This window comes from Bacteroides sp. UBA939 (assembly GCF_002293435.1).
Taxonomy (GTDB): Bacteria; Bacteroidota; Bacteroidia; order Bacteroidales; family Bacteroidaceae; genus Bacteroides.
Genome location: NZ_DBDF01000103.1, coordinates 1 through 13,375 on the forward strand (window position 1 = coordinate 1; position 13,375 = coordinate 13,375).

Sequence of the window (13,375 nt, forward strand, 5' to 3'; positions counted from 1 at the left end):
AACTAATTCTTATTTGGTACTTAGTAGTTAGTAGTTAGTAGTTAGTAGTTAGTAGTTAGTAGTTAGTAGTTAGTAGTTAGTAGGTGATAGTTTTGCTTATGTCTTACGGAGTGTCGGCTTTAACTTCTAAGCCAACTTGTTGGCTGATAACTTCTCTAACTACTACAGTATGAATAATACAGGTTAAAGATAGGTGTTTTCTCACGAATACCTTTAGAAATGCGCTGTCAATCTGACATAAAAGTACTACCTTTGCGGCGCTTTCGAGAAAGACAGCCAATTTGGCAAAGTTTTTGTTAGAACAAAAGCATATCAATTTAAGCCTCTAATGTCAATGAAAATAAAATCATTTTTGAAGCATAAAAATATGAATCCGAAAGAAAAAGAAAACATCAACGAAGAAGAAGTCAAATCCGAAACTATTCAAGATGAGGTGGCGGAAAACGAAGAATTCCAAGAAGAAAATACGCAGGAAGAAGTAATTCTGACAGAAGAACAGAAACTCGCCAATGAACTGGAAGAAGCGAACAAAGTGATAGAAGATCAGAAAGATAAATACTTGCGTCTATCTGCCGAATTCGACAATTACCGCAAACGCACCATGAAAGAAAAAGTGGAACTTATTCTCAATGGTAGTGAAAAAACAATCAGCAGTGTACTTCCGGTAGTAGATGACTTTGAACGCGCTCTAAAAAATATGGCAACTGCCACAGATGTAGCGGCCGTAAGAGAAGGAGTAGAATTGATTTATAACAAATTCATGTCCGTATTGGCACAGGATGGAGTAAAAGTGATAGAAACAAAAGAGCAACCTCTTGATACCGATTATCATGAAGCTATCGCCGTTATTCCGGCGCCGGATGAAGCATTGAAAGGTAAAATCCTGGACTGCGTACAGACCGGTTATACGCTAAACGACAAAGTAATCCGTCATGCCAAAGTGGTAGTAGGAGAATAAAATATATGGAAAAAAGAGATTACTACGAAATACTGGAAGTCGAAAAGACAGCAACGGTAGAAGAGATCAAGAAAGCCTATCGCAAAAAAGCAATCCAATATCATCCGGACAAAAATCCGGGTGACAAAGTGGCGGAAGACAAGTTCAAGGAAGCGGCAGAAGCATACGACGTACTAAGTAACGCAGATAAGCGCGCCCGTTATGACCAGTTCGGCCATGCCGGTATGAGCGGCGCTGCAGGTAATGGAGGCCCGTTCGGCGGTTTCGGAGGAGGTATGTCCATGGATGATATATTCTCGATGTTTGGTGATATATTCGGAGGACGGGGCGGTTTCAGTGGTTTCGGAGGAGGTTTCGGCGGCGGAAGTGCACAACGACCACGATTTCGCGGTTCGGATTTGCGCGTAAAGGTAAAATTGAGCCTGAAAGAAATCTCAACCGGTGTAGAAAAGAAATTCAAACTGAAAAAATATGTACCATGTAATCATTGTCACGGTTCGGGTGCAGAAGGTGACGGCGGTGCCGAAACTTGTCCGACCTGTAAAGGTAGCGGTACGGTAATCCGTAACCAGCAAACCATTCTTGGTACAATGCAGACGCGTACCACTTGCCCGACCTGCGGCGGTGAAGGCAAAATCATTAAAAATAAATGTAAAGAGTGCGCCGGTGAAGGTATTGTTTACGGCGAAGAAGTAGTAAGCGTCAACATCCCGAAAGGTGTTATGGAAGGTATGCAACTCTCCATGGGTGGAAAAGGAAATGCCGGAAAACATAATGGTATACCGGGCGACTTGCTGATCTTCGTAGAAGAAGAACCGGACAAGGAACTCATCCGCGACGAAAACGACCTGATTTACAACTTGCTCCTCAGCTTCCCGACAGCAGCTTTAGGCGGTGCAGTAGAAATACCCACCATTGACGGAAAAGTGAAAGTGAAAATCGAATCGGGAACTCAACCGGGAAAGGTGCTTCGTCTGCGTGGGAAAGGATTGCCAAGTGTAAACGGATACGGTACCGGAGATTTATTAGTCAATGTAAGCATATACGTACCGGAAACTCTTAATAAGGAAGAGAAAAAATCACTTGAGGAAATGGAGAACTCAGATAACTTCAAACCGAACACTTCAGTTAAGGAAAAGATATTCAAGAAGTTCAAGAGTTTATTCGACTAAACTAAAGTAAGCATTCGGGCTAAAGCGGTTTCAAGCCGCAAGGATATGACATAAAAACAGCGTCAGTTAAAGAATAAGTATAAGCTTTAACTGACGCTGTTCATTTTACTACTACGAAACTGTTTGGTTCTTCGTCACTTTAGGTGCAGGCAATTATAATTAGCTTAAAAATGATACGGAACGAAACAAAACTTGGAGATGTCTTTACCAGACATCTCCAAGCCCCAGAAAAACTATAATAACAGCTTTGTTACCCTCGCATCAGTAATTCCGGGAATGTAAAGCCTTGCATTGTGAAACAGATAAAGAAGATTGTTGAACTGACAATCCATAGAATAAGTAATGTCCACTTCAGACCGGAAGCCATTGGCTGCCAATTGAAAACCGGACGGAAGATTGCGAAAACGATGCTCACCAAAGGAATTCCCACTACGAGGATACCTGCAATATACATCACGATAGCCGACAGAGGAGATACGGGTAATATGAAATCAATATCCGGGAACCAGGAAATTAGCGCCGCACCACCACCAATAGCAACCGAAACGGCCGCAATGAGCAAGGCTACGAACACTATACCGAACACAAATAATACCGGGCTACAAATAATGGCGAAGATAACCATGCACAATTTCAGGAAGAAACCTGCCATCATTACGAATACATCCCCCATCTTTTGCAGAAACGTGCGAGGTTTGTCCGACTTCATATAATCGTTTACACCGTTAGCTACTTTTTCAAAACCATCGGTTACTGTTTTACCGATATTTTCTACCGTAACAGCTTCGCCACGCATATTCAGCTTTTCGGCTGCGGTACGGGCTTCGGGTATCACAAGCCAACACACAATATATACGGGAACCAATGTGCCAACTCCGCAAATCAAAACGATAAGCAGTAAAAGACGAAGCAAGGTCACATCCCAATTCAGGTAGGCTGCCAGACCACTGACTACGCCACCCAGCATTCTATCATCCGGATTGCGATACAAACGGCGGCGAGAAGAATAAGAAGCGTTTTCATTATTCCAGGAGCCTGCCCCGTAACCACTGCCCGAAGTTTTGTCTTCTTCAGATCCGGTTTCCATTTCTTCCGGTTTACCGATACGGGCTATTACTTCTTCTGCGTCAGCTATGGAAATCACCTGAGAACCTGACGTTAGTTTCTCAGAAAACAGTTCGGAGATACGGCGTTCTATATCATCTACAATTTCATCGGCACCGGCTTGTTTGCTGAAGTGCAGTTTCAGATTACAAAGATAGTTATCCAAGAGGCGGTAGGCGTCTTCGTCAATATGGAAAACAGTTCCGCCCAAATTTACTGTTAATGTCTTTTTCATTGCTATTTGTTTTTTTAATTTATACTGATACGAGGATTTATTTATCAAGCTTAAGAAAGCGTTCGAAAAGAGAAATCAAAGTAGTTTCTAATAATTGGCTATATGATTTACCGTTTCATTCAACTCACGCCAGGATATTTCCAGTTCTCCAAGAAAAGTTTCTCCCTTTTCGGTGAGTTTGTAGTACTTACGAGGTGGTCCCTGTGTGGACTCTATCCATTCGTAACTTAGCAGGTCGTCATTCTTCAGACGAGTGAGCAATGGGTAAAGCGTTCCTTCTACTATAATCAACTTAGCTTCTTTCAGTTTCTGGATAATGTCTGAAGCGTAAGCCGGTTCTTTGTGTAGCAGTAGCATGATGCAATATTCTAACATGCCCTTACGCATTTGCGACTTTACATTATTTGCGTCCATCATTTATTAATTTATAATTCTACAATTTACTTCTTATTTAGAAAGAGCAACCACTTGTGACAGAGCTTCTCTTTGTATGGCACAAATATATGCATTGTATTAGTACTATGCAATACAAAGTACTATATATTATATATAATTAACGCGTAATACTGTATACACCTTAGTTAATAATGTGAATCAGTAGTTAAAGCCGATAGTCTGGTTACTGATATACAGAATTAAGCATTAAGGGAGTATCGGCTTTAACTCCTAAACCCGCTTGAGGGCTGATAACTCCTTTATTAATTCCTCTAACTCCTGATTCGCATTAATAATACGAATGAAAAACATATCTTTGCAGGAAAAAGATGTAAATACAACGAATGATGTTAACTATCAGAAAAGCTACAATAGCTGATTGCAAGCTTATAAACAGGCTTGCATGGCAGATATTTCCCGAAACATATAAAGAGATTCTTGTCCCTGAACAAATGGAATACATGATGAAATGGATGTATTCTTTAGAAAACATCCGCAAGCAAATGGAGGAAGAAGGGCATGTGTATTTCATTGCATACAAAGGTGAGGAGGCATGTGGATACGTATCCGTGCAGCAGCAAGGGGATGATTTGTTTCATCTGCAGAAAATCTATGTACTCTCCTCTTTTCAGGGAATGCATTGCGGCAGCTTTCTTTTCCGCGAAGCCATTAAATATATAAAGGAGGTACATCCCGGTTCGTGCCTGATGGAACTGAATGTGAACCGCAACAACAAGGCAGTGAAGTTCTATGAATACATGGGGATGAAGAAGCTGAGGGAAGGAGATTTCCCGATAGGAAACGGATTTTATATGAATGACTACATAATGGGGTTGGAGATTTAAAATAAATAGCGAATGATGGACTGCTATACCTATGCAGATTCATCATTCGCTATTTATAATATATAGTCAGTCACACTATTTTGCCACTCGTTCCAACCACTTCAGCATGAAAAGCATTGTGAACATAGAGAGACAACAAGCTACAACAAACACTGTCCAAGTCATCCAGATAGGGATACTTTCGTATAATACGGCACCGATAAACAATAACTGATTACCAATAGCCGTAGCACCGAGCCACCCACCTTGCATGATACCTTGATACTTAGGAGGAGCAACTTTGGATACAAACGAAATACCCAATGGGGAGATATACAACTCGGCAACTGTCAGAATCAGATAAGTAACTATCAACAATAAAGGAGTTACTTTAACCGGAGAAGTACCCAATGCAATAATATCTTTGTGCAAAGGCAGATTTGCAAAATAAGATCCAATAGCCATTACCAGGAAAGCAGTAGCGGCAATACCCATTCCGATAGCAATCTTTTTCGGCGTGGAGGGTTCTTTACCACGAGCACGTTGCCACCCGAAAATAGCCATAATAATCGGGGTTAGGAATACTACAAAGAATGGATTCAGAGATTGGAATAACTCAGCGCCTTCAAACTTCAGAAAACCAAGGTCAATACTGACACCGCTTAAATCTGTAAATTCTTTAGCAAAATACGTTAACGTCAAACCATTTTGATGGAAAGAGAACCAGAAAAAGATTACTACTGCAAATACAGCAAACAAAGCATAGATACGTTGTTTCACTTCATGTATGCTCATTTCTACAACTGCAGAATCTTTAACGGCAGCCGCTTTCCGGCTAGGATCCGGGAAACGTCTTTTGTTCAAGATGAAGATAACCAATGAAACTAACATCGCACCGATGGCAATACCGAATGCATAATGAAAACCGGTAGTAAACACATTCAGATAGCTATTAGCAAATGCTGTCATATCCGTTACAGGAGCACCGGATATTGTAACTTTTGCCGCCAATGTATTGTATGTCTCAATAGCTTCAGGCGTCAAAGTTCCAGCCAGATGTCCATGACAAAGTGCGGGTAGATCAGCATCATAATTATAACCAAAAGTCGACAACCACCAGTTACGTATTCCTACGGCAGCAAAAGGAGCAAAGATAGCGCCTACATTGATGAACATATAGAATAAGGAGAAACCTGAATCACGCATATTAGCGTACTGCGGATTATCATACATCTGTCCTACCAGTGCTTGAAGGTTACCTTTGAACAAACCATTACCAAAAGCAATAACAAATAATCCGATACAAGTAATTGTAAGGAACAACACCTTACTGGAAACCGGCGTAGGTGTTGGAATGGCAAGCATCAGATAACCGATAGCCATCATAATAATACCAACCAGAATGGTACCTTTATAGTTACGGGTTCTGTCTGCAATGATACCACCGATCAGTGCAAGAATGTAGATAGAAAAATAAAAAGTTGAATAGATCAAACCGGCTTCTTTTCCATCCAGCCCAAATTTGGCTTGTAAGAAAAGCACCAGAATAGCCATCATTGTGTAGAAACCGAAACGTTCGCCTAAATTAGCAAAAGAAGCGGCTATCAGACCGTTAGGATGATTCTTGAACATAAAATAAGTTTTTAAATTAGTAATTAGATTGATTTTCGTTTATTCTTTGCAAATATATACCTTTTGTCGAAATATCCCGTTAAAAAGCCAAATTACTCTTGAAAAAGATTATTCCCGGAAAAGAATACAAACCTCGGCACGGGCTTCTTTTATTAAATCCTTCGGACTGAGTTTCAGTTGCAAGCCCCGCTGACCGGCACTTATATAAATATAAGGATAGTTCAGACAGGACTCATGAATGTATGTCGGAAAAGGCTTTTTCATGCCGATGGGCGTACATCCGCCACGGATATAACCCGTCAAAGGAAGTAGTTCTTTCATCGGGATAAGATCACACTTCTTATTACCCGAAGCTTTGGCTGCCAGTTTCAAATCCACTTCATGTTCACCGGGGATGACACAAACAAAATATCCGTTTCTATCGCCATGCAGGACAAGGGTTTTGAATACCTGATCAATATTCTCACCCAAACAGGCGGCTACATGAACGGCGCTCAAATCACTTTCATCCACTTCATAAGGAACAAGCTCGTAAGGTATCTTAGCCTTATCCAACAACCTCGCAGCATTTGTTTTGTTAATCTTCATCATAGCGAATATGCAATCCGGCGTTCTTAACGGTTTCTGATCATTTCACGTTTAATTCTTCTCTCAAAAACTTGGGAGTATATCCTTTTGTACTCTCAGCTACCTCTTCCGGTGTTCCGTAGCTCAGGACTTGCCCGCCGGCCTTTCCACCATCAGGTCCCATATCAATAATATAATCCGCCAGCTTTATCACGTCAAGATTATGCTCGATAATGATAACGGTATTACCTTTATCTACCAGTTTATTAAGTACATTCATCAGCACACGGATATCTTCGAAATGAAGTCCGGTGGTAGGTTCATCAAGAATATAAAGGGTTTTGCCGGTATCCCTTTTAGAAAGTTCGGTAGCCAATTTAACACGCTGGCTCTCACCACCGGAAAGTGTTGTGGAGGACTGTCCCAATTTGATATAGCCCAAGCCTACTTCCTGGATAACCTTAATTTTATTCAGAATTTGCGGAACGTTTTCAAAGAACTCTACGGCACGGTTAATAGTCATATCGAGTACGTCCGCAATGGATTTTCCCTTAAAACGCACTTCTAAAGTTTCCCGGTTATAACGTTTACCGTGACAGACCTCGCAAGGCACATATACATCAGGCAGGAAATTCATCTCAATAGTCTTGTAACCATTGCCTTGACATGCTTCACAGCGTCCTCCGACGACATTAAACGAAAAGCGCCCCGACTTATATCCACGGATTTTGGCTTCCGGCAAGCCGACAAACAAATTGCGGATATCGGAAAACACTCCCGTGTAAGTTGCCGGATTGGAACGGGGCGTACGCCCCAGCGGAGACTGGTCTACATTGACTACCTTATCAATATACTCCAACCCTTCAATACTTCCATACTCCAAAGGATCCTGAAGAGAACGGTAGAACTTCTGGGAAAGGATAGGTTGCAAAGTTTCATTGACCAAAGTTGATTTTCCGCTACCGGATACGCCTGTTACACAAATCAGCTTACCGAGAGGAAATTCCACATCTACACCTTTCAGATTGTTACCTTTGGCGTCATGCAGCCACAAACTATGCGCATTGCCTTTACGACGCTGGGCGGGTATTTCTATTTCACGTTCACCATTAAGATATTGTGAAGTCAATGTATGCGTTTTGAGCATTTCAACGGGAGTTCCGGAGAAAACAACTTCTCCTCCCAGACGTCCGGCTTTAGGTCCCATGTCGATAACATAGTCCGCCGCCATCATCATATCTTTGTCGTGTTCAACAACAATAACGGAATTACCTATATCCCTCAGTTCTTTCAAAGAATGAATAAGCCTCTGGTTATCCCGCTGATGCAAACCGATACTCGGCTCATCAAGAATATATAGCACATTCACCAACTGCGAACCTATCTGCGTTGCCAACCGGATGCGTTGACTTTCTCCGCCGGAAAGGGTTACGGAACCACGATCGAGCGCAAGATAATCCAGTCCGACATCTAACAGGAACTTCAGACGGGTGCAAATTTCTTTCAGAATTTCAGCAGCAATCTGTTGCTGCTTGCCGTCCAAGTATTTATCAACATTCATCAACCAATCATAAAGCTCGCTGATATCCATACAGGAAAGTTCATAGATATTCTTGTCATGAATGCGGAAGTGCAACGCTTCCTTATTCAACCTCGCTCCTTTACACTCAGGACATACGCTTTCCTTAGCAAACTGATCCGACCATTTCTGTGCAGTGGCGGAAGCATCTTTTTCCTGCAACATCTGGATGTATTTAACCACACCTTCAAATGTCACAAAGTATTCTGATGAAGAGCCGATTAATAAGTTTTTAATCTTGATACGCTCATCCGAACCATATAAGATTTCATCAATCGCTTCATCCGGCAGTTCCTTAACGGGAGTTTTAAGAGTAGCTTCATGTTTCTCCAATATAGCCGATACCTGCCAGAAAACCAGACTGTTTTTATATTTTCCCAATGGTGCGATAGCTCCTTCGGCTATAGACAGCTTCCGGTCGGGAATCACTTTTTCCACATCAATCTGATTGACAACTCCTAACCCCTTACACTTGGGACATGCACCCTTCGGAGAATTAAACGAAAAGTTATGTGGAGCCGGTTCCCGATAAGATAATCCGGTAACGGGGCACATCAACCGCTTACTATAGTGGCGTATCTTTTCAGTCTGCAAGTCAAGTATCATCAATAACCCGTCACCTTGTTGCATTGCCGTAGCCACACTTTTTTTCAGACGGACATCATCCTTGTCTGTCACCGCAAGCTTGTCAATAACCACTTCGATGTCGTGGCTCTTATAACGATCCAGCTTCATACCGGGCAATGCTTCACGCACATCACCGTCAACACGGACATACAGGTAACCTTTTTTCCGCACTTGCTCAAACAACTCCTTGTAATGGCCTTTACGGCTACGAACCAACGGAGCAAGAATATAGATGCGTTGTCCCTGGTAATCTTTCAGAATAAGATCAAGAATCTTTTCCTCGGTGTATTTCACCATTTTCTCACCCGAAAGATAAGAGTATGCTGTACCGGCACGGGCATACAGCAAACGCAGAAAGTCATAAATCTCTGTCGTAGTACCTACGGTAGAACGGGGATTCTTGTTTGTCGTTTTCTGCTCAATGGAGATAACCGGGCTTAATCCGGTAATCTTATCCACATCCGGACGTTCCAGATTTCCCAGAAAGCTACGGGCGTATGCAGAAAACGTTTCGATATAACGACGCTGTCCTTCTGCGAAAATCGTGTCGAAAGCCAGCGATGATTTGCCGCTTCCGCTCAATCCCGTAATTACAGTAAGACTGTTACGAGGAATTTCAGCATCTATATTTTTCAGGTTGTGCACGCGCGCACCATATACATTGATATATTCTGTTTCTTCTGTCATTTATCTCAATATATTAACATCACTTTTAATCTTATACTTGATTCCGTCCGCTCCTTCAGCTTCTACTACAATAAAATACACACCTTCCGGAACATTCTTTCCACGTGTAGTACCATCCCATCCGGCATCTATGTTTTGCAGTCCCCAACGGTAAATTTCCTGTCCTCCGCGGGTTAAGATATATGCATTGAAACGAACCAACGATTTATATTTTATGCGAAAGACATCATTCACTCCATCCCCATTAGGTGAAAAAGCATTCGGGACTTTGAGTTCCGATTCTGCGATACGGAAAACAAAAACATCGGAAACAATTGTATTTTCCGTTTCGGTATCCGTTACGATCAGGCGAACATAGAACGTACCGGATTCCTGGAAACTATAGATAGTTTCACCGTCAAAACGTGTCAGAAAAATCTCGTTGAAAGCCGCGTCACCGGAGAAATTCCATTCGTAACGAAAGTTAGCTGTTTCTCCCGAATCCTCATCACCGGAATCATTCCATATAAAACGAAACTCAAGCGGAGCAGCGCCTGTATATGCATCACCCGGATAAACAGAGATACTTTCTTCAGGTATAACTCCATTTTCGGAAAGCAAAATAGCAACGGGAGAAATATCAGATAACACTATCTTTCCCCCATCAGCCCGCACCGGCAAGCATCCGAACAACCATATCGCTACGCAACCGATATATGAAAACAACCTGTTTCGCATAATTAGCTGCAAAAATAACGGTTTCCGAGTGAATATCAGCGTATGTGTTGTACTTTTTAGACAATATTCGTACCTTTGCGATTGATTAATGAAAATTGTAAACATAACCCAACGATATCGAATGAGAACGATTAACCGGATTTTTTGTTTCCTGTTGCTTGCAGGTGCATGCAGTTTAGGCGTAATTGCGCAAGAGAACCAGTCCTACTTTTTGCATACCATTGAAAAAGGGCAAAGCCTTTATTCTATTTCCAGCATGTATGGCATCGCCCAGACGGACATCGTAAAGTTAAACCCCGGAAGTGATGAAAAGATCCTTGTTGGACGCACACTCCGCATTCCGCGTACCACCGCCAATACCCCGACAGAAACATTCCATACCATAGAACAGGGTGAAACACTTTACCGTCTGACTGTTAAATATGGTGTATCAGCCCAGTCAATCTGTGACGCTAATCCCGGTTTGAGCGCTGAGAATTTCCGTATCGGACAAGTAATACGTATTCCTTCTGCTGATGAAGCAGGAGTTGTTATCAAAGAAACAATCACACAACCTGTAACCCCTATTATTCAAGGCCCTGTACAACCCCGTTGCAGGGACATGCGTAAAGTGAAACGGAAAGAAACCGTGTACAGCATCAGCCGCGAATACGGAATTTCAGAAGCAGAACTGATAGCCGCCAACCCCGAATTGGAAGGTAAAAATAAGATAAAGAAAGGAACATTCCTTTGTATCCCCTACCCTGTAGCACAAGTGGAGACAAATACTCAGCCTCAGGTGGTTCCCAGTAACAGCGAACTATTCGATGAAAACCAAAAAAACCATGAAAGATTCAGCACCATCAAGGCGGCAATTATCCTTCCTTTCTTAGATGGTCCCAAAAGTGAAACAGCGCGTATGGTAGAATATTATGAAGGTTTCCTCATGGCTGTAGACAGTCTGAAGCGTACCGGAACCTCCGTCGACTTGTACACCTATAACTCCGGTTCGGGAAATACTTCTTTGAACACGATACTTTTCAAAAGCGAAATGAAAGATATGGATATCATTTTCGGCCCGCTGCAACAGGAGCACATCAAGCCATTAGCCGATTTCGCGCAAGAGAATGATATCCGTTTAGTAATACCGTTTACGTCAAAAGACAATACGGTATTCCGCAATCCTGCCGTCTATCAGATTAACACACCACAGTCATACCTTTATTCTGAAGTATACGACCATTTCCTGCGTCAGTTCCCTAACCCCAACGTTATCTTTATTGAAGCCAGTACAGGCACTGCGGATAAAGAAGATTTCATCAAAGGATTGAAAGATGAATTGCGCAACCGTTCCGTCCCCATGAGTTCATTGAAAGAAAATGCGACGGTAGAAGCATTGAAATCCGCATTGCGATCCGACCGGGAGAATATATTTATTCCAACGTCAGGAGAGAATACGACCCTTATTAAAATACTTCCCCAACTTACTTTGTTGGTGCGGGATAATTCGGAAAACAATATTCACCTATTTGGTTATCCCGAGTGGCAAACTTATACCAAAGACCATCTGACAGCCTTTTTTGAATTAGATACTTATTTCTATTCCTCATTCTATACCAATAATCTACTGCCGACTGCTATCAACTTTACCAAGAGTTACCGCAAATGGTACGGCAAAGATATGGATGAACGCTATCCGAAGTTCGGCATGTTAGGTTTCGACACTGCTTACTTCTTCCTGAATGGTTTATCACGTTACGGTTCTGACTTCGAAAAGAACATACAACTTATGGATTTAGTTCCCATTCAGACAGGCTTTAATTTTGAGCGGGTAAACAATTGGGGAGGCTTCATTAACAAGAAGGTGTTTTTTGTGCATTTCACCAGGAACTATGAGTTGGTAAAACTTGACTATGATTAATGCGAACCAGGAGTTAATGGCTTTTAAACCCGAAAGACGATGAAAATAAAAATTATAATAGGGGTTGTTCTGCTACTCACCGTATGTGGAATATTGCCCGGGCACGCACAGATAGGCGAACTACGCAATAACTTTGCAGTAGGTTTCAATGGAGGTGTCAATATGAACAGTGTCAGCTTCTCTCCTGCCGTCCGGCAGAAAAACTTGATGGGAGTTAACGGAGGACTGACAGCTCGCTATATTTCCGAAAAATATTTCAGTATGATATGCGGAGTTCAGTTGGAATTGAACTATTCACAGCATGGTTGGGATGAATTTAATGAAGACTATCCTGATTTGCAATATACCCGCAAGATGAACTATGTGGAAATACCTTTCTTGGCGCATCTGGCATTCGGCAAAGAGCGGGGAGTGCGATTCTTCATCAATATGGGTCCTCAGGTGGGTTTCTTTATCAGCGATACGCGGACGAAAAATGATGCATGGGATAATCTTCCAAGCATAGTAGCAATAACCACTGAGCAGCATGATAAAGATGTTGAAAATAAATTCGACTATGGTATTACCGGGGGGTTAGGACTGGAATTGCGCACAAAAGCAGGAAATTTCTTGATAGAAGGTCGATATTACTATGCCTTATCCGACTTCTACAAAAGCACAAAAAAAGATTACTTTTCCCGTTCGGCACACGGGGTAATAGTAGCTAAAATAAGCTATTTGTTTGATCTCAAGAAGTAGTTTTGGAAGAAAGAAAAGTACTTTTGAATTTACTACGTAGTAGTGTATCAACTACTACTAAGTAGTTGACCAACTACTAGTAGGTAGTTGACTGACTACTACTAAGTAGTTTTATCAATTACTACCGGTAAAGCTGAGATAATGTATTGTTTAAGTAGCTGTTCCTAATTAGTTTATACTATGAATGATAATATAGCGAA

Annotated in this window: 11 protein-coding genes; 5 read left to right on the plus strand and 6 right to left on the minus strand. The window is 41.8% G+C overall.

Annotated elements, in window-relative coordinates:
• Positions 1-334: 334 nt before the first annotated feature.
• Both B2Z67_RS07165 and dnaJ read left to right on the plus strand, forming a co-directional pair.
• Positions 335-958: a nucleotide exchange factor GrpE gene (locus B2Z67_RS07165; RefSeq protein ID WP_291529135.1), complete on the plus strand. Its 624-nt coding sequence runs from the start codon at positions 335-337 to the stop codon at positions 956-958.
• A 5-nt stretch (positions 959-963) separates the two neighbouring features.
• Entirely contained in the window at positions 964-2,130 is a 1,167-nt protein-coding gene (dnaJ, locus tag B2Z67_RS07170) for a molecular chaperone DnaJ (protein ID WP_291529136.1), read from the plus strand.
• Positions 2,131-2,380: 250 nt separating this feature from the next.
• On the opposite strand, the gene B2Z67_RS07175 is transcribed toward dnaJ, so the two are convergent.
• Both B2Z67_RS07175 and B2Z67_RS07180 read right to left on the minus strand, forming a co-directional pair.
• Complete coding sequence (locus tag B2Z67_RS07175) at positions 2,381-3,469, minus strand: PspC domain-containing protein (RefSeq protein ID WP_291529137.1); 1,089 nt, start codon at positions 3,467-3,469, stop codon at positions 2,381-2,383.
• A gap of 87 nt (positions 3,470-3,556) precedes the next feature.
• Complete coding sequence (locus tag B2Z67_RS07180; RefSeq protein ID WP_291529144.1) at positions 3,557-3,883, minus strand: PadR family transcriptional regulator; 327 nt, start codon at positions 3,881-3,883, stop codon at positions 3,557-3,559.
• 368 nt (positions 3,884-4,251) lie between these two features.
• On the opposite strand from B2Z67_RS07180, the gene B2Z67_RS07185 reads away from it, so the two are divergent.
• Positions 4,252-4,749: a GNAT family N-acetyltransferase gene (locus B2Z67_RS07185; protein ID WP_291529138.1), complete on the plus strand. Its 498-nt coding sequence runs from the start codon at positions 4,252-4,254 to the stop codon at positions 4,747-4,749.
• A 75-nt stretch (positions 4,750-4,824) separates the two neighbouring features.
• Here the strand turns inward: B2Z67_RS07185 and B2Z67_RS07190 are convergent, their stop codons facing one another.
• From B2Z67_RS07190 to B2Z67_RS07205, 4 genes are all read right to left on the minus strand, one after another.
• Complete coding sequence (locus B2Z67_RS07190) at positions 4,825-6,360, minus strand: peptide MFS transporter (protein WP_291529139.1); 1,536 nt, start codon at positions 6,358-6,360, stop codon at positions 4,825-4,827.
• Between the two features lie 108 nt (positions 6,361-6,468).
• Positions 6,469-6,948 carry a Cys-tRNA(Pro) deacylase gene (gene ybaK / locus B2Z67_RS07195; protein WP_291529145.1) on the minus strand — a complete coding sequence of 160 codons (480 nt, stop codon included), beginning with the start codon at positions 6,946-6,948 and terminating at the stop codon, positions 6,469-6,471.
• A gap of 40 nt (positions 6,949-6,988) precedes the next feature.
• Entirely contained in the window at positions 6,989-9,820 is a 2,832-nt protein-coding gene (gene uvrA / locus B2Z67_RS07200; RefSeq protein WP_291529140.1) for an excinuclease ABC subunit UvrA, read from the minus strand.
• Complete coding sequence (locus B2Z67_RS07205; protein ID WP_291529141.1) at positions 9,821-10,537, minus strand: gliding motility-associated C-terminal domain-containing protein; 717 nt, start codon at positions 10,535-10,537, stop codon at positions 9,821-9,823.
• A gap of 121 nt (positions 10,538-10,658) precedes the next feature.
• On the opposite strand from B2Z67_RS07205, the gene B2Z67_RS07210 reads away from it, so the two are divergent.
• Both B2Z67_RS07210 and B2Z67_RS07215 read left to right on the plus strand, forming a co-directional pair.
• Complete coding sequence (locus B2Z67_RS07210; protein WP_291529142.1) at positions 10,659-12,437, plus strand: PBP1 and LysM peptidoglycan-binding domain-containing protein; 1,779 nt, start codon at positions 10,659-10,661, stop codon at positions 12,435-12,437.
• A gap of 39 nt (positions 12,438-12,476) precedes the next feature.
• Positions 12,477-13,175: a porin family protein gene (locus B2Z67_RS07215; RefSeq protein ID WP_291529143.1), complete on the plus strand. Its 699-nt coding sequence runs from the start codon at positions 12,477-12,479 to the stop codon at positions 13,173-13,175.
• The last annotated feature ends 200 nt before the right edge of the window (positions 13,176-13,375 follow it).